At 62.8% G+C, this 22,269-nt stretch carries 18 protein-coding genes; 11 read left to right on the top strand and 7 right to left on the bottom strand.

The genetic code is table 11. From position 1 onward, the window contains the following. Positions 1-11 precede the first annotated feature (11 nt). Complete coding sequence (locus B5525_RS41950; RefSeq protein WP_079572266.1) at positions 12-1,550, bottom strand: FAD-dependent oxidoreductase; 1,539 nt, start codon at positions 1,548-1,550, stop codon at positions 12-14. A gap of 216 nt (positions 1,551-1,766) precedes the next feature. Here B5525_RS41950 and B5525_RS41945 point away from each other — a divergent pair, with 216 nt between their 5' ends. From B5525_RS41945 to B5525_RS41930, 4 genes are all read left to right on the top strand, one after another. After that, complete coding sequence (locus B5525_RS41945; protein ID WP_079572264.1) at positions 1,767-3,026, top strand: arsenic transporter; 1,260 nt, start codon at positions 1,767-1,769, stop codon at positions 3,024-3,026. Between the two features lie 133 nt (positions 3,027-3,159). Then, on the top strand, positions 3,160-4,452 hold the full coding sequence (gene soxC, locus B5525_RS41940; RefSeq protein ID WP_079572262.1) for a sulfite dehydrogenase: 1,293 nt from the start codon (positions 3,160-3,162) through the stop codon (positions 4,450-4,452). Further along, positions 4,439-5,011: a c-type cytochrome gene (locus B5525_RS41935; protein ID WP_079572261.1), complete on the top strand. Its 573-nt coding sequence runs from the start codon at positions 4,439-4,441 to the stop codon at positions 5,009-5,011. The genes soxC and B5525_RS41935 overlap by 14 nt, the downstream gene beginning before the upstream one ends. A 10-nt stretch (positions 5,012-5,021) precedes the next feature. Further along, entirely contained in the window at positions 5,022-6,146 is a 1,125-nt protein-coding gene (locus B5525_RS41930) for an FUSC family protein (protein WP_079574476.1), read from the top strand. Positions 6,147-6,173: 27 nt separating this feature from the next. Here B5525_RS41930 and B5525_RS41925 read toward each other — a convergent pair whose 3' ends face one another. The 6 genes from B5525_RS41925 to B5525_RS41895 all read right to left on the bottom strand — a co-directional run bounded on the left by B5525_RS41925 (position 6,174) and on the right by B5525_RS41895 (position 13,311). Beyond that, the gene (locus tag B5525_RS41925) at positions 6,174-7,712 is read right to left on the bottom strand and encodes a DHA2 family efflux MFS transporter permease subunit (protein ID WP_079572259.1); all 1,539 of its coding nucleotides are present in this window, start codon (positions 7,710-7,712) and stop codon (positions 6,174-6,176) included. Continuing rightward, a complete protein-coding gene (locus B5525_RS41920; RefSeq protein WP_079572257.1) occupies positions 7,705-8,982 on the bottom strand; it encodes an HlyD family secretion protein in 1,278 nt (425 codons plus the stop codon). The genes B5525_RS41925 and B5525_RS41920 overlap by 8 nt, the downstream gene beginning before the upstream one ends. Beyond that, on the bottom strand, positions 8,975-9,445 hold the full coding sequence (locus tag B5525_RS41915) for a MarR family winged helix-turn-helix transcriptional regulator (RefSeq protein ID WP_079572255.1): 471 nt from the start codon (positions 9,443-9,445) through the stop codon (positions 8,975-8,977). The genes B5525_RS41920 and B5525_RS41915 overlap by 8 nt, the downstream gene beginning before the upstream one ends. Positions 9,446-10,170: 725 nt before the next feature. Continuing rightward, positions 10,171-10,938 (bottom strand): hypothetical protein, encoded by a 768-nt coding sequence (locus tag B5525_RS41905; protein WP_079572253.1) that lies wholly within the window; start codon positions 10,936-10,938, stop codon positions 10,171-10,173. 182 nt (positions 10,939-11,120) lie between these two features. Beyond that, positions 11,121-12,338, bottom strand: a complete 1,218-nt coding sequence (locus B5525_RS41900; RefSeq protein WP_079572251.1) for a mandelate racemase/muconate lactonizing enzyme family protein — start codon at positions 12,336-12,338, stop codon at positions 11,121-11,123. Positions 12,339-12,423: 85 nt separating this feature from the next. Next, positions 12,424-13,311 (bottom strand): TauD/TfdA dioxygenase family protein, encoded by an 888-nt coding sequence (locus B5525_RS41895; protein WP_079572249.1) that lies wholly within the window; start codon positions 13,309-13,311, stop codon positions 12,424-12,426. Between the two features lie 187 nt (positions 13,312-13,498). Here B5525_RS41895 and B5525_RS41890 point away from each other — a divergent pair, with 187 nt between their 5' ends. From B5525_RS41890 to B5525_RS41855, 7 genes are all read left to right on the top strand, one after another. Beyond that, a complete protein-coding gene (locus B5525_RS41890; protein ID WP_079572248.1) occupies positions 13,499-14,605 on the top strand; it encodes an MBL fold metallo-hydrolase in 1,107 nt (368 codons plus the stop codon). Between the two features lie 137 nt (positions 14,606-14,742). Further along, complete coding sequence (locus tag B5525_RS41885; protein WP_244567763.1) at positions 14,743-15,252, top strand: SCO family protein; 510 nt, start codon at positions 14,743-14,745, stop codon at positions 15,250-15,252. Positions 15,253-16,338: 1,086 nt separating this feature from the next. Then, positions 16,339-16,812 carry a tripartite tricarboxylate transporter TctB family protein gene (locus tag B5525_RS41870; protein ID WP_244567762.1) on the top strand — a complete coding sequence of 158 codons (474 nt, stop codon included), beginning with the start codon at positions 16,339-16,341 and terminating at the stop codon, positions 16,810-16,812. After that, entirely contained in the window at positions 16,809-18,365 is a 1,557-nt protein-coding gene (locus B5525_RS41865) for a tripartite tricarboxylate transporter permease (protein ID WP_079572242.1), read from the top strand. The genes B5525_RS41870 and B5525_RS41865 overlap by 4 nt, the downstream gene beginning before the upstream one ends. A 32-nt stretch (positions 18,366-18,397) precedes the next feature. After that, on the top strand, positions 18,398-18,568 hold the full coding sequence (locus B5525_RS45160; protein WP_154073748.1) for a hypothetical protein: 171 nt from the start codon (positions 18,398-18,400) through the stop codon (positions 18,566-18,568). Between the two features lie 79 nt (positions 18,569-18,647). Continuing rightward, positions 18,648-20,000 carry an MFS transporter gene (locus B5525_RS41860; RefSeq protein ID WP_079572240.1) on the top strand — a complete coding sequence of 451 codons (1,353 nt, stop codon included), beginning with the start codon at positions 18,648-18,650 and terminating at the stop codon, positions 19,998-20,000. A 175-nt stretch (positions 20,001-20,175) separates the two neighbouring features. Then, on the top strand, positions 20,176-22,074 hold the full coding sequence (locus tag B5525_RS41855; protein WP_079572238.1) for a potassium transporter Kup: 1,899 nt from the start codon (positions 20,176-20,178) through the stop codon (positions 22,072-22,074). Positions 22,075-22,269: the final 195 nt, after the last annotated feature.

Raw genomic sequence — 22,269 nt, 5'->3', positions numbered from 1 at the left:
ACGCCAGCCGGCTAGCTTCGCGGGAGCGGTGCAACCCGGATTCCCTGATCCTGGAAATATCGGGCGAGGGCATCCGGCGCGCCCGAGTCGTCGGCCAGCGCCACATAAGTGTCGGGCCTGAGCAGATAAAGCGCGTCGCGGGCGAGCCCTGCCGCCTCATATTCGGATCGCCAGCCGAAGACATGGAGGGGGATATTGTGCGCCGCGCACCACGCCGCGAGTTCGGTGGTGGCGGTGCCGTAGACATGGACCTGCCAGTCCATGCCGGCGAGCGAGGCAAAATTGTCGGCGTCGTCGATCCGCACCCAGGGCAGCCGATCGCCGCCTTGCACATGCCCGGCCGTGCCGCGGCTCAAAGGACCGCCGCGGTAATTCAGCATGACCTGCGAGACCGTTCGGAACAGATATTCGCGAACCGCACTGAAAGCTGCCACCTTCGGGATCAGAAGCGGCGCGATACGGGTGCGCAGGAGATCGGCGATCCTGCCTTCGGCAGTCGCAAAACTGAAGACGCGATCGGTGGTCGCGACCAGCCGCCGCGCAAAGCCGATCCGCTCGGCCTCGTAGGAATCGAGCAGATTGTCGTCCGCGCGCCCGGCTGTCACGGTGGCCAGTTTCCAGGCGAGATTGATCGCGTCGCCGATGCCGGTATTCATGCCCTGGCCGCCGGCCGGGCTGTGGATGTGCGCGGCATCGCCGAGCAGGAAGGCGCGGCCCTTGCGGAAATGGTCGGTGACGCGGTGATGCACGTGATAGGTCGAAAACCAGTTGACCTTGTTCACCTTGACCTTGAGGTGGGTGATCGCCCGGTCGCTGACATCGTTAAAGGTCAGGTTGCCGGCATCGGCCGCGCGCTGGTCGCGCACCGTGCCGATCAGCCGCGCCTTGCCTTGGCCGGCCAGCGGGAATACGCCGAGGAAATCGGCCTCGTCGAGGTCGACGTGGAGGTCGCCATTGACGGCGGGGCCGGCGGCGTCGACATCGGCGACGTAGAAGACCTGCCGGTAGGTGCCGCCGGGAAAGCCGGTGCCGATGCCCTCGCGCACGATCGAGCGGGCGCCGTCGCAGCCGGCGATGTAGGCCGCGGTACAATCGAATTCCCCGCCATCGGGCCCGCGCAGGCGAGCCGTGATGCCGTCACCGTTGTCGGCGAAACGGATCAGCTCGGTGCGCCGCTCGACCATGACGCCGAACGCCTCGAGCCGCTCGATCAGGAGCTGCTCGTGCTGATCCTGCGGAAACATATGCAGGAAAGGATAGGGCGTGAGATCCGAGCCGACGCTGCCGAACGCAACGCGCGCCGCGGCTTCGCCCTTCACCCATAGATTGACGGCGGGCACCCGGTGGCCTTGCGCGACGACCGCATCGGTGAGATCGAGTTGCCGGTAGAGTTCGAGCGTGCGCGCCTGCACCGCCAGGGCGCGCGAGGTGGTGCCGGGCTCGGCGGTCTTGTCGATGATGCGCACCCTGACGCCGAGTTTTGTCAGCCAAAGCGCGAGCACCAGGCCGGTCGGACCGGCGCCGATAATCAGAACGTCAGTATCCGTCATCTTGGTCTCCGTTTACGACCGCCCCGACACCCCGGCTAATCACCTGTCCGGGGCCCTTCGGTTCGTCCCCGCCCCGCCCATGATGCTTGCTCGAACCGGCCTTGCCGATGCATCATAAAGGATGGAATCGCGCGCGGCTGTTTTTCGTGAAGTGGGCGCCCCGGTCTCGATCGAGCGCGGCGATCGACGGATGGCAACCGCACTGGCGGGTGCGCAGTGACGCCTGAGAGCAACGCCGCAGTCTGGGGAATTGCGGCGCTCGCAACGCTGGGCGTGATCGCACGTCCCTGGAATTTGCCGGAATTCATCTGGGCCATCGCGGGCGCGGCGCTGCTCGTGGTGTTCAATCTGCTGCCCTGGCCGGACGCGCTGGCCGCAGCCGCCAAGGGCACGGACGTCTATTTCTTTCTCGTCGGCATGATGCTGCTGGCCGAAGTCGCGCGCCAGGAAGGGCTGTTCGACTGGCTCGCGGCCTGGGCGGTCCGGCATTCCCGGGGCTCGGCGAAGCGGCTGTTTCTGATCGTCTATGTGGTGGGAACGATCGTCACCATCCTGCTGTCGAACGATGCCACGGCTGTGGTGCTGACGCCGGCGGTCTATGCGGCGACCCGCGCCGCCAAGGTTGAGCCGCTGCCCTATCTGTTCATTTGCGCCTTCATCGCCAACGCGGCGAGTTTCGTGTTGCCGATTTCCAATCCGGCCAACCTCGTCGTGTTCGGCAAAGAAATGCCGCCGCTGGGGGAATGGCTGCGCATTTTTGCGTTGCCTTCGGTCGTCGCCATCGTCGCGACTTATCTGGCGCTGCGGCTGACCCAGCGCCACGCGCTCGATTCGGAAGTCGCCGAGGTCGGTGACATCTCCCCGCTGACGATGGGAGGAGCGCTCGCGGCGTTCGGAATCATGCTCACGGCGGTTGTGCTGCTGGTGGCTTCCGCAATGGGCCGGGATCTGGGGTTGCCGACCTTCGTCGCCGGCGCCGCCGTCACCGCGGTCGTTCTTCTGATCAGAAGGCGGTCACCGCTGCCGGTGGTGAGGGACATCTCCTGGTCCGTACTCCCGCTGGTCGCGGGCCTGTTCATTCTGGTCGAAGGCCTGAACCGCACCGGCGTACTGCCGGCCCTTGCGCGTCTTCTGAAGGAGGGGACCAAGGCCTCTCCGCAGGCGACGGCCTGGATCGCCGGCATCGCGGCTGCCGTGGCATCGAACCTCGCCAACAATCTCCCTATCGGCCTGATCGCGGCGACAACCACTCAAACGGCGCAGGTTCCCGCCCATGTCACCGGCGCCATCCTGATCGGTGTCAATCTCGGACCCAATCTGTCGGTGACGGGCTCGCTTGCCACCATCCTCTGGCTGATCGCGCTTCGGCGCGAAGGGGAGAGCGTCAGCACGTTGCGGTTTCTCAAGCTTGGACTCGTCATCATGCCGCCCGCGCTGCTGCTGTCACTCGCGGCTCTGTCTGCGATGTCGCGATAAACGCAGCGGGAGAACGGAACCTGTCTCGGCGGGCGGAATTCAGATATTTGATCGGCGGGAACGCCTGTTTTTGAAATATTTGCGGGCCTCCTTGCGGTATTCTGTAAGCCCGCTTCGAACCGGAGGATCCCTGATGACCGAGCCAATGGACATCGACGACGAACTTGCCGTTACATCGCGCCGGAATTTTTTACGTGAGAGCGGTGCATTGATGGGCGGGGCCGTCCTCGGCGGTCTTGCCGGCAACACGGCGATGGCGGCAACCGATGCGGGGACTGCCGACAACCTGCCGCCGAATATTCCCGAGTGGATGAAGACGCCCGGCGCTCCCATGGGAGATCAGCTCTATGGCACGCCGTCGGAGTTCGAGAAGGGCGTGATCAAGAACATTCCGAAAAACCTGAAGCAATATCTTTCCGCGTCCGGGCGAACGCCGCTGCAGGATCTCGATGGTATCATCACGCCGAACGGATTGTTCTATGAACGCCACCACGGCGGCGTTCCGACGATCGATCCAGCACAGCACCGGCTGATGCTGCATGGCCTCGTCGACAAGCCGCTGATCTTCACCATGGATGATATCAAGCGCTTTCCGTCGCAATCGCGGATTTACTTTCTCGAATGCTCCGGCAATCCCGTTTACACCAGACCCTACGGCAAGACGGCTTCCGATCTCGTCGGCCTCCTGAGTTGCGCCGAATGGACCGGGGTCAGCCTGAAGCTGGTGCTGCAGGAAGCAGGATTGCAGCCGGGCGCCAAATGGGTGGTCGCCGAGGGCGCGGACGCCGCTGCGCTGACCCGCAGCATACCGATCGAGAAATGCCTCGACGACGCCATGCTGGTGTACAGCCAGAACGGCGAGCGACTGCGCCCGCAGCAGGGCTATCCGCTGCGGCTGTTGTTGCCGGGCTTCGAAGGCAACATGAATGTGAAGTGGCTGCGCCGCCTCCGCGTCGCCGCCGAGCCGACTTACTCGCGTGAGGAAACGTCCAAATATACCGACCTGATGCCGGATGGCAGCGCGCGCGAATTCACCTTCTACATGGAAGCCAAATCCATCATCACGCGGCCGTCGGGCGGCCAGAAGCTGACCATGCCGGGCTTTCACGAGATCACCGGCATTGCCTGGAGCGGTCACGGAAAGATCAAGCGGGTCGACGTCTCGGTCGATGACGGCAAGAGCTGGCAGGAAGCGCAGCTCCAGGAGCCGGTACTGACGCGGGCGTTGACCCGTTTCCGGCTGCCCTGGCACTGGGACGGCCAGCCGGCCGTGATCCAGAGCCGCGCCGTCGACGAAACCGGCTACGTGCAGCCGACGCTAGCCGAACTGCTGGCCGTGCGCGGCGAAAACCATTTCTACCATAACAACGCGATCTGGCCCTGGCGGATCGCGGCCGACGGCGAGGTGACCAATGCGAATGCGTGAGCTTTACGCCGTGCTGGTCATCGTCGTGCTGTCGATCGCTACTTCGGCGCAGGCCCAAAGCCCCTACGGCATCGGCCGGCCGGCGACATCGGCGGAGATCGCCGGCTGGAACATCGACATCGATCGTTACGGCAACAACCTGCCGCCTGGCAGCGGCAGCGTCAGTCGCGGCCATGAGATATTCGACCAGCAATGCTCGGCCTGCCACGGCGCCAAGGGCGAGGGCGGCATCGGAGACCAGCTGGCCGGCGGGCAGGGCACGCTGGCGTCAAAGAAGCCAATACGCACCGTCGGCAGCTATTGGCCCTACGCTCCGACTCTGTTCGACTACATCCGCCGCGCCATGCCGCAGAATGCGCCGGAGTCGCTCAGCAATGACGATGTCTATGCGGTCTCCGCGTATATTCTCAATCTGAACGGCCTGCTGCCGGCCGAAGCAACGCTTGACGCCAAGGCACTGAGTGCGATCAAGATGCCGAACCGCGACACGTTCGTCGGCGACCCGCGGCCCGACGTCAGGAATCCGGAATGCATCAGGGATTGCGGCGCAAGCAAGTAGGGAGACCTTGATCGCCTATTTCAAAACCGTCACTGCCTGGCTGCTGTCGCGAAAGGTCGAGCTTGGCCTGGGCCTGCGCGTCACCGTGGCGGCGATGGGTGCGCTTGCGATCGCACTGGCGCTGGGCCTCAAGCTGCCGTTATGGGCGGTGCTGACGTCCATCATCGTCACCCAGATGAGCGTCGGGCGCTCGCTCAAGGCGACGCGCGACTATCTGATCGGCACCGTCGGCGGCGCGCTCTATGGCGCGGCGGTCGCGATCCTGATTCCACACAACGGTGAGGGCGCGCTGCTCGCCGTTCTGGTGCTTGCGGTGGCGCCGCTGGCGTTCATCGCCGCCATCAATCCCAGCCTGAATGTCGCAACCGTCACGGCGATCATCGTATTGCTGCTGCCGATCATGAACCATGCCGATGTGCTGGATTCGGCAATCGATCGCGTGCTGGAAGTCACGGTCGGCGCGCTGACCGGTCTGCTGGTGTCCTTTATGGTGCTGCCGTCGCGCGCGCACAGCCAGGTCCGCGCCAACGCCGCAAGAGCGCTTGAGCTGATGGCGTCCGCGCTCAACGAGTTGTTGTCCGGTCTCACCCGCGGCCGGGACAACGATGCGCTGCACAATCTGCAGGACGGTATCGGCACCGCGCTGGTCGCGTTGAACGCGGTCGGCGCCGAGGCGGAGCGAGAACGCGCCGCGCGCCTCACCAGCGGGCCCGATACCGGCCCGCTGCTGCGAACCGTGCTGCGGCTGCGCCATGATCTCGTGATGATCGGACGCGCCAGCGTGGTGCCGTTGCCGGCCGAGCTGCAGCAGCGGCTGGCCTTGCCGCTCAAGCGCGTCAGCGACGCCTTCGCCGAATATCTGAGGGCCGCGGCCACGAGCTTGCAGAAGGGAACACTTCCGCCGGCGATTTCACCGGTTCAGGCGGTATTGCGCGATTACGCCGCGGAAGTCGCCGCGGTGCGCAGCGAAGGACTCACAAGAGGTGTGCCGGGGGATGTGGCCGAGCGTTTCTTCGCGCTCGGATTTTCGCTGGAGCAGATGCGGCAGAATTTGAAGGACCTGGAACGCTGCGTGGCGGCCTGGGCGGATTCGCCGGCAGCCCCAAGAAAAGAGACGGCCGACGAAACGGAATAGCTCAGGCTGGCGCGGTTCAGCCGTCCCTCATTCCATCACCATCGCATGATCGTCGGCGCCGGCGGTTTCGGCCCGGCGCAGCAGCAGCACCAGGGGGATGGCGGCCAGCGACAGGATCATCATCAGCTTGAAATCGTCGATATAGCTGATGATGGACGCCTGCATCTGGATGACCTGATCGAGCGCGGCGCGTCCGCCGGCGGTCCACGGACTCACCGCGTGCAGCACGGCGCTGTTGTTGAAGGCATGATTGGTCGCCGTGACGTTGCTCGCGATGGTGGCGTGGTTGATCTGGCCGTTCCGGATCAAGAGATAGGACACGACCGAAATGCCGACGCTGGAACCGACATTGCGCGAAAGATTATAGAGGCCGGTGGCCTCGGCGCGCTGCGACGGCGCCAGGGTCGCGAATGTGACCGTGGTGAGCGGCACGAACAGAAAGCCGAGTCCCGCGCCCTGGATGAAGCCGGTGACGGCGATGGTCCATTGCGAGACGTTCTGGTTCCAGCCGGTCATGTCGTACATCGCCCATGCCGTGAGCAACAGGCCGATCATCAGCAGGATCCGCGTATCGACCTTGCCGATCAGACGGCCAACCAGGAACATGCAGGCCATCGTGCCCAATCCCCGCGGACCCATCACCAGTCCGGCGGTGACGACGGGATAACCCATCAGTGTCTGCAGGTAGGGCGTGAGCAGCGCCATCGACGCCAGATAGGTGATGCCGACGATGAAGATGAACAGCATCCCGACCGTGAAATTTCGGTCCAGGAACAATTTCGGGTTCACGAAGGAATTCTCGGCTGTGAACGTGTGCACCAGAAAGATGTAGAATGCCGAGACGCAGACCGCCGCCTCGAGCAGGATCTCGAACGAGGAGAACCAGTCGAGTTGCGCGCCGCGGTCGAGAAAAACCTGCATCGCGGCGATGGCGACGCTGAGACTGCCGAATCCGAGCCAGTCCAGTTTCGCCGCGGCGGCGATCTTGCTCTCTCTCAGGAAAAACCAGATGCCGGCAAAGGCCACCGCGCCGATCGGCACGTTGATATAGAACACCCACCGCCAGCTGAACTGATCCGTCAGATAGCCGCCGATGACCGGCCCGAGCACCGGCCCGACCATGACGGATATGCCGAACAGCGCCATCGCCGAGCCGCGTTCTTCCGGGGTGTAGATGTCGAGCAGGATCGATTGCGCGATCGGAACCAGCGCCGCGCCGAAAAAGCCCTGCATCAGGCGGAAGGCGACGATCTCGAACAGCGACTGGGCGATGCCGCACAGCACCGATGCCAGCACGAAGCCTCCGATCGCGACCATCAGCACGCGCTGGCGCCCGAACCGGTTGGCGAGGAAGGCCGACGGCGGCGTCATGATGGCGGCCGCGACGATATAGGAGGTCAAAACCCAGTTGATCTGGTCGGCGCTCGCCGAGACGCTGCCCTGCATATAGGGCAGCGCGACGTTGGCGATCGTCGTGTCCAGCGCCTGCATGATGACGGCGAGGATGATGCAGGCCGTGATCGCAGGGCGGTTGATCGCCTGCGGGGCGGTGGCTTCGTCACTCATGAGCTGCACTCGGTGTGCTGAACCATCCCGTCAGGAAACCCGGGAGGCCGCGCTCGTGACCGGTATTGACGCTCAGCTCGACGCTCATGCCGACGCGCAGCTGCGGCTTGCCGGGTGCGTTGCCGACGCTGACCCGCATCGGGATCCGCTGCACCACCTTGACCCAGTTGCCGCTGGTATTCTCCGCCGGCAGCAGCGAGAAGCTCGACGCCGAGGCCGGGCTGATGCTGTCGACCGTGCCGGTCCATTGTTGTCCGGGATAGGTGTCGACCTCGACGGTCACCTGCTGTCCCGGCCGGACATAGGTCAGCTCGGTTTCTTTCGGGCTGGCCTGGACCCAGACGTGGTCGGTCGAGACGATGTTGAAGGCGGTGGCAGACGCGGCGAGATACTGGCCGGGCTGCAACGACGGCACGTTGGTCACGATACCGGCGAAGGGGGCGTGGACGACCGAATGCGCAAGCTGGCGTGCCGCCTCGTCGCGCGCGGCCAGCGCGTCCTTGTACTTGGGATGATTTTCGACCGGCGCGTTGGGATCGCCGTTCAGATTGGCGGCGAGGCCGGCGAGCTGCTGCTGCAGCGAGGCGAGCTTTTGCTGCGCGCCCTGCAGCGTGTTCTTGGCTGCGTCGTAGGTCGCCTTGGGGGTGAAATTGTTGGCGATCAGCTGCTCCTGGCGTTGGAAGTTGACCATGTTGAAGTCGACGTCTTTCTGCGCCTGATCGATCTGGGCCTGCATGTTGCGGTAACTCGCCTGCAGCGCGCGGAGATCGTCTCCGGTGCTGGCGAGCTGCGCATTGGTTCGGTCAAGTGCGAGCTGGAACTGTTGCGGATCGAGCTTGAACAGGACCTGGCCCTTCGCGACCTGTTGGTTGTCGTGGACATCAACCTCGCTGATGAGGCCGGAAACGTCGGTGGACACGCCGACCATGTCGGCCTGGACGTAAGCATTGTCGGTCGACATGACGGCGCCGCCGGTGACGTAGAAATATCCGCCGACGACAAGGGCGAGCGGCAACAGCGCGAACAGCAGCGGCCGCCGCAAGGATTTTTTCGACGTCTGGCGGCCCGACGGACGTTCGTTACCGCGCGGCGGCAGCGGAGGGACCGGCTCGGGTTTGCGATCCTGCGGCTGCCGTTGTTTGGTGTCGGCCTTGGCAGCCTCCGCTGCATCGCCCTGATCGCCAGCCGGCGACGGGATTCGTGCCAGCCGATGAATGTTTGCATCGGTCACGCGCGCGGCGGCGCGGTCGGTATCGTTTGAATTAGCCATGGTTCGCCCTCTTTTGTTCTGCAACCGGCGAATCGCATGGGTCCGTCAGATTTGCTTTCAGGATACGCAGGGTCTTCAACAGGCACTCCCGGTCTGGCTCGGTCGTGCCGGCCAGCGCCTCGCCGCGTGTGATTTCGCCGAGTTGACGGAGCTGCGTCAGTTTCGGCTGGGCAGCCTCGGTGAGATGAAGCAGCCAGATCCGGCGGTCCGAAGGATGCGGACGGCGTTCGATCAGGCCCTGTGTCTCCAGCTTGTCGACGATGCGGCCAAGCGTGATCGCCTCGATATCGAGCAGTTCCGCCAGCTTGCCCTGGTGAATACCCTCGTTCTGGGCGAGCAGCGCCAGCACCTGCCATTGCGACCGGGTCAGCCCGGTGCCTCTCGCGTTCTGCTCGAACCTTCGCTTGAGAAGCCGGGCCACGTCATGCAGCAGGAAGCCGAGCGTGGGTGAGTGATCTTCCATTGGAACCTCATAATAAGCTAGCTTATAATAAGCTTCCTTGCAAATGCTTCAAGAGCCTCCTCTGGCGCCGGCTTCATGCCAGCCCGGCTTTTTCGGCATGTCGATGAGTGGAGCCAAATCCGGGGCACTTGGAGGTTCCGAACCGCGGAGACCGTCGAGAGGGCGCGTAGAGGGCCCGCCGAGCGACCAACAAAAAAGCCCGCCGTCAGGCGGGCCCTTCGATCGTGTGTGGGACAAGGCCGCGGGTGCGTTACGGCATGGCGACGACGTTTTTGCGCCAGATCATTGTCCGCGTGGCCAGTTCCCTGACGGTGGGAACAAGGTGGTGTGGGTTGCGCGAGGGTCCGCTTGAGCTTCTCGGCTGGACCGTCTCAGCGGACGCTGACCAACTTTCCCCACACCGCCGCGAGACCGGCGCCGACCAAAACCCAAGTAGGGTTGTCACAGAAAGTGTCGCCATATCGGCACACATCCGAGCCTAAACTGCCGATCTCATGTTGGCCGGCGGCGTAGAACACCGCAGACGAGATGGCCAGAACCACAGCCGCAAGATACATCGGACCCTCCGCATCGGGATGAAGGTGCAGGCGGGACAATTGGTTTCGATGCCATTGCCACGCTGCCGAATGTGTAATCTTCGATTGTTCCATTTCAGCGCAAACGTATTTGACTTCGGTTGAGGCGGGCTGCGTGATTTTCAGAAAATTGTTGTAAAATGAGTCGCACTATTCACCCGCGGCTTCCGCTCGGGCCGGATGCGAGCCGGCACGCTGCGGCAGAACGAGAAGACAGCCCAGGATAAAGATCGCGAGAACCGCCGAGGCCAGCGGCCGGCTCAGTGCCAATCCCCCGTTGCTGACCGGCTTGTCGAGAAAATCGCCGACGGTCGCGCCCAGCGGCCGGGTCAGAATGAAGGCCGCCCAGAACAGGGTGACCCGCGAGACATTGGTCCGGTAATAGCCCACAGCGACAATCGCCAATGCGACCCCGAAGACCAGCGCGCCGCCTTCATATCCGAGGCCGGTTGAATCGGCCATCCAGTCACCGAGCGCGGTCCCGAGCGTTTGCGAGAAGGTGATGGCGGCCCAGTAGAACATCTCGACCTTCGGCGCGCTGACGGTGTCGACAGAGATCGAGCCCGATGATCGATACCAGAGGCCGAGCGTGGCGAGGAGAAGCACCAGCAGCAGCGAGGCGCCGCCGGCGTAGCCGATCCCCAGCGATCGGTCGGCGAAATCCGCCATGGTGGTGCCGAACGTAGTCGAGGCGATGATGGTCGCCCAGTAAAGAAACGGATGAAACCTCTTCGCCGCGATTTGCAGACTGACCAACAGCACCAATGCGGCGAGGAACAGCGCAGTTCCGGCCAGATAGCCCCAGTTGAGCGTCATGGTGACGGTATCGCCACCGGTTTCGCCCAGAGTCGTCGCCGCGATTTTAATGATCCAGAAGGCGAGCGTGACCTCGGGAACCTTATTGAACGATTCTGGCATGTTCTCCCGTGTCTCGCTTTACGGCGAGACAACTCCCGCTCGGCAGTTTCGTTCTGCGGTGCCGCAATGTTCGATTTGCGGCGAAACCGCGCGACACCCGCCGGTAACGCGAAATTGCGATTTTGCCCGGAACGTCGCTGGCCGAATTACTCGACCAACTCCGCCGCGTAACAAGCCCTCTCTTACTGAGCTTTCTGCCCATAATTTAGCAGTCCGCCGACGCTCTTGGGCGGATGCGCATGCAGACCCTCTTCGTTGGGCTCCGTGCCCCAGCCGGGCCGGTCCGACATCACGAGATAGCCATCCTTGATCTCTGGCAGATGGGTGAAGAGCTCGTGATCCCAGGCCAGCCGGTCGATGTCGGTCTCCATGATCCGCAAATTCGGCACCGCCGCGCTGAAATGGGCATTCATCATGGTACAGAGGTGGCCGTAGAAATTATGTGGCGCGACGTTGACCTCGTGCGCCTCGGCGCTGGCGGCGATCTTCATCGATTGCCAGACGCCGTTCCAGGGCGTGTCGATGATGGCGACGTCCATCGCCTGTTCGCGGAAATAGGGCAGGAATTCGCGCAAGCCCAGCAGCGTCTCGCAGGACGAGACGGGATGCGGACTTTGACGCCTGATATAGCCGAGCGCTTCCGGATTGAAGCTGTCGATCTCGATCCAGAACATGTCGAGGTCGGCGATGGCGCGCAGGATCTTCAGGTAGCCTTCCGTCTTGGCGTTGAAATTGAGGTCGAGCAGGATGTCGACATCGGGCCCTGCGCCATCGCGGATGGCTTCGAGATGCATGCGCAGATCGCGCAATACCTTGCGGTCGACATTGATCTCCGGCTCGAACGGCGAACCAAAACCGGGCCGCCAGCCCCTCGGCTTGCCTTCGTCATAGGTGAATATGTTGGTCTTCAGCGCGGTGAATTTCTTTTCGCGTACTTCGCGGCCGATTGACTTGACGCCGTCGAGATCTGTAATCGCCGGCCTGTACCAGCCGGGATGGTTGATGCGCCAGGTCGCGCAATGCGACCAGTAGACCCGGATGCGATCGCGGATCTTGCCGCCGAGCAATTCGTAACAGGGCACTCCGAGCAGTTTTGCCTTGGCATCGAGCAGTGCGTTTTCGATCGCGCCGAGCGCCTGGGCGACAACGCCGCCGGCTGCCGGGCGGGTCGCTGAAAAAAGCTCGGCATAGATGCGCTCGTGTGCAAAGGCGTTCTGTCCGATCACCCGCGCCGAGAGACGCTGGATCGCCGCACCGACGCCCGGCGAGCCGAATCCCTCGTCGAATTCGCTCCAGCCGACGATGCCGTCTTCGGTGGTGATCTTGACGAAGTGGTAATTTCTCCAGCCTGCGTCGCAGGCGAGCAGTTCGACGCTACGTATCTTCGCTTTCTCGGTCATGTGGGTCCGTTTCTTGTTCTTTGGGCCAGTCCGGCAAGGCTGGCCCGATTGCCGCCAGTGAATACCCGAGAAATGCGCAGTGCCGCTATTCCGCCGCCTGCGACGACGGCGGGCGCATGGTGTCGACGCCATCGGCGTCGGTCGCGGAGATGGTGGTGCGCACCATCAGCCGCGCTTCGTGCGCCGGCCATGGCCGTCCGCGATGCATGGTCGCGCGGTTGTCCCACATCACGACGTCGCCTCTGCGCCATTGGTGCAGGTAGCTCGTGCCGGGCGCGGTCGCGAACGCCATCAGCTCGTCGATCAGCTTTTTGCCGGCGGCCTTCTCCATGCCCTCGACCGCATAAGCGTGCGAGGCGAGGTAGATCGCGCCGTGGCCGTTGACCGGATTTTTCCACACCATGCGCCAGCATTGCGGCGGCAGCGCCCCGCGCTCCTCGGGGCTGGCGAGATCGGGCGCGATCTGGCTGCGCGAATGCGCGTAGTCGTGCCAGGCAAAGGAGCTTTGCAGCCTGTTGCGCATGGCGGGATCTAGCCGTTCGAAGGCGAGGCGGGTCGAGACATATTCGGTCTCGCCGCCGTTCGCCGGGATGATGCGCGCCGAAAGGATCGATGTCAGCGCCGGCACGCGTTTGAACGAAGAGTCGGTATGCCAGAGCTGGTTGGCCTTGCTGCGCAGCGAAAGCCGGTGATCCGGCGGCACCACTTTTCCGTCAGCGCCGATGGTGGAGAGGATCACGAAATGCGAGCCGGTGCCCTGCGAACCGACCTTGGTCACCTCCGGCGGGCCGAAGCGGCGCGAAAAGGCGAGCTGGAGCTCGTCGGTCGCCTCCTGGTCGCGAAACACCAGAACGGAATGCTCCTCGAAAGCCGCGCGCACCGCCGCATAGACGCCGTCGTCGGAGGCGACGTCGGCAAGCGTCACACCGCGCAGTTCTGCGCCGAATCCCGGACCCAACGGCACGATATCCATCGGTAAATCCTCCCTGTTCTCGTTGCCTGAGGTTACGGCAAATCGCCCGGGGCGGCAACGATCCTAGGCGATCTCAATTCGATGTACCGCGGCATATCGATTGACATCACGGTCAATCGGCCCTGTATTTCCCATGTTGCGAATGACCTGCCGGTTTCTCTCAAATCCCTCCAAGAGGACGGACGCCATGCCTGACTTCAATCGACGCGAAGCTCTGAAGATGTCCGCCAGTTTCGCGCTGGCTGCCGCAGCCGGTGGGTTTTCCTGTATCGAGATGGCCAAGGCAGGTCCGATCGAGGTGCCGACGATCGACAAGCTCAGCGTTCGCGTGCTGGTCGACAGCGCCACCGATATTTTCTTCAAGCCGCAGGCCGCGGGCGGGGTCAAGACCGAGCCCGGCCGGTCGGCGGATACGACGCGTCCGCTGCACAGCGAATGGGGACTGGCGTTGCTGCTGGAGCCGCAGCGCGGCGATGAAAAGCGCACCTTCCTGCTGGATTTCGGTTGGACGCCTGAGACCATCAACGGCAATATGGATTTGCTCAAGGTCGATGCATCGAAGATCGATACGCTCATCATGAGCCACGGTCATTTCGACCATTGGGGCGGGTTGCTGGGATTTCTGGCCAAGCACCGCAACGATTTGCCCGCCGACCTCACCATGTATGCCGGCGGCGAGGATAATTTCTGCCAGCGCTATGCCCGCGTCGGCCAGGGCGAATTGAGCGACTACGGAATGCTCGACCGTCGCGACATCGCCAAGCAGAACGTCAAGGTCGTGTTGTGCGAGTCGCCGGTGGTGATCGGCGGCCAGGCGTTCACGACCGGCAAGATCAAGCGCAACAGCATCGAGAAAGTGCTGCCGAACTCGATGGTCGAGTTCAAGCTCAAGGACGGCGCCGGATGCAACTGGAGCCATTATTTGCCCGCCGAAATGGAAGGCAAGATCGTGCCGGACGAGCATATCCACGAGCATGCGACCTGCTTCAATCTGAAGGACAAGGGCCTCATCGTCATCAGCTCCTGCGGTCATGTCGGCATCGTGAATTCCGTGCGCCAGGCGATGGAGGTGTCCGGTGTCGATAAGGTCCACGCGATCATGGGCGGCTTTCACCTCGGGCCGGCGCCGGCGGATTATCTGACCCAGGTCGTCAGCGAGATCGGCAAGCTGAACCCGGATGTGCTGATTCCGATGCATTGCAGCGGGTTGAATTTCACCCAGGAAGCGCAGCGGCAGATGCCGGGCAAGGTTCTGACGACGACGACCGGCACCCGCATCACTTTCGGTATCTGACTGCGGATATCGCCATGGCAGGTTCAAGGACGGCTGCTTCGAGGGCGGCTGGTTCAAGGGCTCGCGCGTTTCTTGTCGTTGCGTCCTTGCTTGGCTGCGGCCCGGCCGCCGCGACAGAGCAACCATCGGCGGCGCAGATGATGGACGATCTGATGTACGGCCGCGGCTCGGTCGGCGGTCCGTTCACGCTGACCGACCAGACCGGCAAGCCGCGCAGCGACAGCGAATTCCGCGGCAAGCTGATGATCGTGTATTTCGGTTATACGTTCTGCCCCGACGTGTGCCCGACCGATCTGACGGCCATTACCCAGGCGCTCGACGCGCTTGGCCCCGCCGCTGCAGACGTCCAGCCCATCTTCATCACGATCGATCCGGAGCGGGACACCAAGGTGCTGGCGGATTACGTCGCTGCCTTCCATCGCAGTTTTGTCGGCCTTACCGGCTCGCCGGACGAGATCCGGAAGGTCGCCAATTCCTACAAGGCGTTTTATGCGAAAGTGCCGGGCGAGCGGGGCGGGGAGTATTCGATCGACCACGCCGGGGTTATTTACCTGATGGGACGCAACGGCGAGTATCTGGGCTTCATGCCGCCGCAGACCGGTCCCGATCGATTGAGCGAGATCTTGCGCAAGTATCTCGCGAACTGACGGTGACGCGCCGGCGTCGGTTGATGAGGAAAATCCCCTGCGCCGGAAGCCCGTATCATTGTCGCGCCGTAGTTTTACGGACCGGAAAATTAATCCTACGTTGTGCCTCGGCAGAGAAAAGGGGAGACGCTGAAAGTGGCGACAAATTGAGGCGCGGCCATGATTGTTTCGCTGGATTGGCCAGAAAAGGCGCCAAGTTCTGACGTTTTTGGCCACAATCGAGCCGGAGCATCCCAGCATGAAAACGCTGGCCGTCATTTCGATTCTGGCGCTGCTCACGATTTCCGGGGCAGCCTACACAGACCAGATTCTGACCAGCGATCAGCAGACTGCGCAAAGGGCCGATTGAAACCAGCCATTTGCTGCCGGCCGTTTCGGGGACGTGGGCGGTGCTTTCGGTAGATCAATTTTTGAGATCGATAAGTGTGCCTGCGGTGGTTGTGGCATTCCTGGTCGCATCGCAGATTTCGGGCGGGGTAATGCCCCGCCAGGCTCCGGCAGAGCTGGCGATAGCCCAAACTGATTGACGACCGAATGGTGCGCGGATCGGGCGAACGTTTCCGATTTGGAAGGGCGTTCTCGAGGGCGAGCATGATCCGCATCGCCTGACCGTTCACGGGCTTTCCCATCTGCAAAAGCTCGACCGCGAGCGTGACAGCTGAGCGGCAGTACCGCCGGTCGAGGTCGCGCGGTTAGCTCTTCTGGGCGTCCCGCTGTTTTCTCAGCGATTTTCGGCGTGTGATCCGGGCCCGCGCGGCGCGGACGGCCTCGGCCCGGGTGGGAGGCTTCTTGTTCGCCGCCGGCGCTCTTGCCGGCTGCGCCGTTTTGCCTCTGATTTCCTGATTGTCTTCCCCGGCGCAGGGCATCGTCGGCAGCATTTGCGTGGCCGCCGTCGGGCTGTGCGCCTGGGGCTGCATTCCCATCGGCCCGGTACTGTCAGGAGGTGGCGGCTTTTTGGGCATGCTCCTCAACGCGCGAACGTCGTTTTCGTTCGTGGGCGGCGGTTCAGGGGCCCCTAGGGCAGTATCGACAGGCCACGCCTCCCCGGGTAGGGTCCGGCGCAAAGACGATAAGGGGAGAACTCCGTTGCCGGGGAATTTTACGCTGAAACGCGACTATTATGCCGGGGGGCTGATGCTGCTGCTCGGTGTGGGAGCCGCGGTGACTGGGTCGGGCTACAAGTTCGGCAGCCTCGCCCGAATGGGCCCCGGTTTCATGCCGGTCGTGCTCGGCGTCGTACTGGCGTTTCTCGGGCTTTTGATCGCAGGCACCGCGCTGGGGTCCTCCGAGCCCGAGGAAGGCAAGTTCTTGCCGGACAATCCGCAATGGTTCGGCTGGCTCTGCATCATCGGCGGCCCCGTCCTGTTCATCATCCTGGGCCAGTACGGCGGCATGATCCCGGCGGTATTCGCCTGCGTCTTCGTCTGCGCGCTCGGGGACAACACCGCCACCTATAAATCCTCGGCGATCCTGGCGGCCGGTGTCACCGTGTTCGGGGTCGTGCTGTTCCACTATCTCCTGAGCATCCCGTTTCCCCTGCTCCGGGGGTTCAATCTGTGATCTCAACGGCGATTACCGATCTCTGGTACGGCTTTGGCGTAGCGCTTGAGCCGCACAATCTGATGTACTGCTTTCTCGGCGTGCTGGTCGGCAACCTTGTCGGCGTGCTGCCGGGAATGGGTCCCGTCGCCACCATTTCCATCCTGCTGCCGCTGACGTTCGGGATGCAGCCGGTGCCGGCGATCCTGATGCTGTCCGGCGTCTACTACGGCGCCCAATATGGCGGAGCGATCTGCTCGATTCTCTTGAATCTGCCGTGCCATCCGCCGCACGCCGTGACCTGTCTGGACGGCTTTCCGCTGACCAAACAGGGCAAGGGCGGCACCGCGCTCGGCATCACCATCATTGCCGCCTTCGTGGGTGCCTCCTTCGGCATCACCGAGATGATTTTCCTGGCGCCGTTCCTGGTCAAGGTGGCGCTCGAATTCGGACCCGCCGAAGTCTGTTCGCTGATGCTGGTCGGATTGCTGGCGGGTTCGACCCTGGCGAAAGGGTCGCCGCTCAAGGGCATCGCCATGACGGTTCTCGGGCTCCTGGTCGGCATCGTCGGCTCCGACATCGAGACCGGACAGCCGCGTTTCACCTTCGGCGTCACTGAACTGTTCGACGGCGTCGAGATCATCGCGCTGGCACTCGGCATGTTCGGCATCGCCGAGTTCATGAACAGCATCAACAATACCGAGACCGTGGACTTGCGATACGCCAAGGTCGGTATCTCCGACATGTTTCCGTCGAAAGCCGATCTCAAGAAATCCTTCTGGCCGATGATCCGCGGCACCCTTCTCGGCAGTCTCTGTGCGCTGATTCCGGGCACCGGACCGACCATCGCCTCGTTCGTGTCCTACGCCGCCGAGAAGAAGATATCGAAGACGCCGGAGCGCTTCGGCCACGGCGCGATCGAGGGCGTCGCATGCCCCGAGGCTTCAACGCATTCCTCGGTGCAGGGCGACTTCATCCCGACCATGAGCCTGGGCATTCCCGGCGACACCGTGATGGCGCTGCTATTGGGCGCGTTGATCATTCACGGCATCGTTCCCGGTCCGCAGCTGATCACCCAGCACGCCGACATCTTCTGGGGCCTGATCGCGAGCTTCTGGATCGGCAACATCCTCCTGGTCATCCTCAACGTGCCGATGATCGGGCTGTGGGTGAAGCTTCTGAGCATTCCCTATCGCTATCTCTATCCGAGCGCGATGTTCTTCGTCTGCATCGGGGTCTATGCCGCCAATAACGACATGTTCCAGGTCGGCGAGACCCTGTTCATCGGCGTGATCGGTTACATCCTGCTGCGTCTCGATTTCCACCCTGCGCCGATCCTGCTCGGCTTCGTGCTTGGGCCGCGCTTCGAGGAGAACTTCCGGCGCAGCCTGCTGATCTCGCGCGGCGACCTGATGACGTTCATCGAGCGCCCGATCAGCGCGTTCTTCCTGCTGATCTGCGTCGTGCTGATCGTGGCCCAGATCTATGTCTGGCTGCGCAAGCCGAAGATCGTCGCCGAGGAACGGGCGATCGAGGCCCAGGTACCGACGTCGTCCTATTCGGAACTGGCGTAGAGGCGGGGCAACCGCCTCGACGGGGATGGGTTATGCACTGGCTCGGCCGTATCATTACCTTTTCCGTGATTGCCGGCTCCGCGGTGCTGGTTGCTTTGCTGCTGGGACATGTCGCGCATTACGACATCGGGATCACCCGGTTGGCGATCCGCCATTCGGCGTTGATCGCGAGCGCCGTTATTGCGATGCTGCTCGTGGTTTAGTTCGCCCGTTCCAGCGGTCCGCGGTCCCCTTAAGAGCGTGCTTCACCGTTGCCGTTCTCAAAGGACAGATCCCCTCGCGATGACGATTGACCGGTCTACAACCTCCGCGCCGGCCGTCGCTGCTGCTCCCGCCGATCTGTCGCCGTCGGAGCGGCACGTCATTTTCCTCTATCTCGGCACCTTGATTATCTTGCTGGCTTTCGGCAGCCCATCGGGAGGCCTGATCGATATTCCCATCAGCTTCTTTCTCAAGAACAGGCTGCATTTGACGGCGCACGAGGTCGCCACGTTCCGCCTCGCGGCCTCAATCCCGCTCTATCTGTCCTTCGCGTTCGGATTCATCCGCGACATGTGGAGCCCGCTCCGGATGAGAGATCGCGGGTTCATGCTGCTGTTTGGCGGCGTCACTGCGTCGCTCTACGTCTTGTGTGCATTCACGGCGATGACCTATGCGATGCTGCTCGTCGCGGTCGTCACGCTGACGGCTTCGTTCCTTTTTGTTTCCAGTGCCCAAAACGGGCTGACGTCGGTGATCGGCCAGCAACACGCAATGACTGGTCAGGTGAGCGCGGTGTGGAACGTCTTTCTGTCGATCCCCACCGTAGGAGCCCTGTTGATCGGCGGCAAGCTCAGCGGTCTGCTCGAGGAGAAGGATCCCGATCAGGCGCTCCGCATCCTGTTTCTGGTCGGCGCTGCGATCATGGCCGTCATTGCTCTTTACTCGCTATGGAAGCCGGCGGAAGTGTTCGACAATGTGCGCGTCGAGAACGCCGCCGGCCGTCATCCGATCGCGGATATGAAGCGGCTGGTACGGCATTGGCCGATCTATCCGGCGATGCTGATCTGGCTGCTGTGGAATTTCGCGCCGGGCTCGAACACGCCGCTGCAGTATCACCTACAGAACACATTGCACGCCACCGATGCCCAATGGGGCGAATGGAACGCCATCTTCGCCGCTTCCTTCATTCCGACCTATATCGTTTACGGACTGCTTTGCCGCAGGTTTGCCCTGAAGAAATTGCTGTGGTGGGGAACGGTTTTCGCCGTTCCGCAAATGGTGCCCCTGCTCTTCATTGAGACGACCACGCAGGCTCTGGTCGCGGCCGTGCCCATCGGCCTGATGGGCGGTCTTGCCACCGGTGCTTACCTCGATCTGATCATTCGATCCTGCCCTCGGGGCCTGCAGGGCACGACGCTCATGATGTCCTGGAGCCTTTATTACGTCGTTTCGCGGTTCGGCGACGTGCTGGGGACCCATCTTTTTGATCGCTACGGCGGCTTTACCGTCTGCGTCATTGCGATCACGATCGTCTACGCTCTCATCCTGCCGGCGCTGCTGCTGGTGCCGAAACACCTGATCGCCACAGCCGACGGGCAAACGCCGGATTTCACGCTGGGCGCTCCGGAGCCTGAGAGCGATGCAGTCAAATAGCCACACGACGGGCTCGCCGGTCGTTCGATTGTCAACTTACCCGATTATTTGTTCGACAGGGGATTGGCTCTTGCGCCCAGCCCCGCTTAAGTGACCGTGATGCCAATACAGGATCGCGCGGCAGCTTTCCGCCGGGCGACCAACGATCACACTGCCGCATCGGATAGGCGAAAAATTGAGCGAAGCTTCGACATCGGATGCCGGCGAAACGGCGCGGCAACCTCCGCAGGGCAAGCTGCCGGTTCTGGCGCTGTCGGCGCTCGGCATCGTATTCGGCGATATCGGGACCAGCCCGCTCTACACCTTCAAGACAATACTTGGCGTGGCCGGCCCATCCCATGGGGCGGATGCCGTGCTGGGGCCGCTGTCGCTGGTGCTCTGGACGCTCTTCATCATCACGTCAGTCAAATACGTCTCGTTTGCCATGAGCGTCGACAATGACGGGGAGGGTGGCATTCTCGCCTTGATGGCGTTGTTGGGCGTGAAGAGACAGCAGCGGCCGACCATCGTCGCGGTCGGCCTGTTCGGGGCGGCGCTGATCTATGGCGACGGCGCGATTACGCCGGCGATCTCGGTGCTGTCGGCGCTAGAGGGCCTGAACATGGCAACCCCTGCGCTGCAGCCCTACGTCGTTCCGGCCGCGGTGACGATCCTGATCGCGCTGTTTGCGATCCAGTCACGGGGAACGGCGGCGATCGGTCACCTGTTTGGACCGGTGATGATGGTCTGGTTCGTCACCATCGCGGTGATGGGGATATCGGGCATCGTCCGGCATCCCTCGGTGTTCGCCGCGCTCAACCCGGTCCACGGAATGTCCTATCTGCTCTCCAACGGAGCCGCCGGCTTTCGGGTGCTGGGCGCGGTGTTTCTCTGCGTCACCGGCGCCGAAGCGCTCTATGCCGATATGGGCCATTTCGGCAGGAGGCCGATCAAACTCGCCTGGTACGCGATCGTCTTTCCCAGCCTGATCCTGAACTATGCGGGCCAGGCAGCGCTGGTGCTGGAAGGCGCGCCCACCGACGGCAATATTTTCTTTCGGCTCTGTCCCGAAATTCTGCTGCTGCCGCTGATCATGCTGGCAACGGTTGCGACTATCATTGCCAGCCAGTCGATCATCACCGGAGCGTTCTCGATGACGCGTCAGGCGATCCAGCTCGGCTGGCTGCCGAGGCTCGCGATCAAGCAGACCTCCTCGGAAGGCTATGGGCAGATCTATGTCGGGGTCGTCAACTGGCTGCTGATGATCGTGACCGTCGGCCTTACGATCGGGTTCGGCAAATCCGACAATTTGGCTTCCGCCTACGGCATCGCGGTTTCGCTGACCATGCTGATGACGTCGGCGCTGCTTTTCATCGCGATGCGCGAGATCTGGAACTGGAGCCTGTGGGCGGCAGGCTCCGTTGCGGCCTGTTTTCTTGTCATCGACAGCGCCTTCTTCCTCGCCAACCTCACCAAGATCGGCGAGGGCGGATATGTTCCGCTGATCCTGGCAATCTGCGTCTATGGCGTGATGTGGATCTGGCACCGCGGCTCCGAGGCTGTCGCGACACGGATACACGAAGCGCTGATCCCGGTGCCGGACTTCATGGCCAGGATCGCCGCAAAAAACATCCCGCGCGTTCCCGGCACGGCGGTATTCCCCACGCGCACCGAGCGGGATACGCCGCCGGTGATGGTCTGGCACGTCAAGCATAACCGTGCCTTGCACGAGCATCTGTTCGTGCTGCGCATCGAAATCCTGTCGGTGCCGTGGGTCTCCTCCCGCAACCGGATCGCCATCCAGGAGGTCGCACCGAGTTTCTGGCGCGCGGACGCGCGGTTCGGTTTCATGGAACGGCCGCATATCCCGGAGCTGCTTGCCACCAGCAAGGCGCTGGGATGCACGATCGACCTCGACGACGTAACTTATTACGTCGGGCACGAGACGGTGATTGCCCGCGAGGACGGCAACGGAATGCCCGCTTGGCAGGAGCGGTTCTTCGCCGTCATGGAGCGCAACGCCGTCCATGTCAGCGACTTCTTCAGCCTTCCCACCGACCAGGTCGTCGAGATCGGCCGGCAGATTGCGATCTAGCCTGGGAGAGGAGCACACTGCGATGCCTACTTCGCGTGGTGGGCTGACAAAGCCGTGCATATGCCTTATGCGAGGCGAGGTGGGGTGTGACAGGGCCGTGATGGTGCCACGCGTTTTGCGCTAACGCATCCTTCAGCTTTTAACTGAAAAAAATCGGATCCGGACGGGCGCCGGCCAGCTGACTGTGTCCAGTTA

This window comes from Bradyrhizobium erythrophlei (assembly GCF_900129505.1).
Classification (GTDB): Bacteria; Pseudomonadota; Alphaproteobacteria; order Rhizobiales; family Xanthobacteraceae; genus Bradyrhizobium; species Bradyrhizobium erythrophlei_D.
This window is presented reverse-complemented; position numbering and strand designations above follow the sequence as displayed.

Bases quoted from the DNA above. Each gene is read 5' to 3' on its own strand.
- B5525_RS41950 (WP_079572266.1), bottom strand. From the start codon at position 1,550: ATGACGGATACTGACGTTCTGATTATCGGCGCCGGTCCGACCGGCCTG.
- soxC (WP_079572262.1), top strand. From the start codon at position 3,160: ATGACCGAGCCAATGGACATCGACGACGAACTTGCCGTTACATCGCGC.
- B5525_RS41935 (WP_079572261.1), top strand. From the start codon at position 4,439: ATGCGAATGCGTGAGCTTTACGCCGTGCTGGTCATCGTCGTGCTGTCG.
- B5525_RS41925 (WP_079572259.1), bottom strand. From the start codon at position 7,712: ATGAGTGACGAAGCCACCGCCCCGCAGGCGATCAACCGCCCTGCGATC.
- B5525_RS41920 (WP_079572257.1), bottom strand. From the start codon at position 8,982: ATGGCTAATTCAAACGATACCGACCGCGCCGCCGCGCGCGTGACCGAT.
- B5525_RS41915 (WP_079572255.1), bottom strand. From the start codon at position 9,445: ATGGAAGATCACTCACCCACGCTCGGCTTCCTGCTGCATGACGTGGCC.
- B5525_RS41905 (WP_079572253.1), bottom strand. From the start codon at position 10,938: ATGCCAGAATCGTTCAATAAGGTTCCCGAGGTCACGCTCGCCTTCTGG.
- B5525_RS41900 (WP_079572251.1), bottom strand. From the start codon at position 12,338: ATGACCGAGAAAGCGAAGATACGTAGCGTCGAACTGCTCGCCTGCGAC.
- B5525_RS41895 (WP_079572249.1), bottom strand. From the start codon at position 13,311: ATGGATATCGTGCCGTTGGGTCCGGGATTCGGCGCAGAACTGCGCGGT.
- B5525_RS41890 (WP_079572248.1), top strand. From the start codon at position 13,499: ATGCCTGACTTCAATCGACGCGAAGCTCTGAAGATGTCCGCCAGTTTC.
- B5525_RS41885 (WP_244567763.1), top strand. From the start codon at position 14,743: ATGATGGACGATCTGATGTACGGCCGCGGCTCGGTCGGCGGTCCGTTC.
- B5525_RS45160 (WP_154073748.1), top strand. From the start codon at position 18,398: ATGCACTGGCTCGGCCGTATCATTACCTTTTCCGTGATTGCCGGCTCC.
- B5525_RS41860 (WP_079572240.1), top strand. From the start codon at position 18,648: ATGACGATTGACCGGTCTACAACCTCCGCGCCGGCCGTCGCTGCTGCT.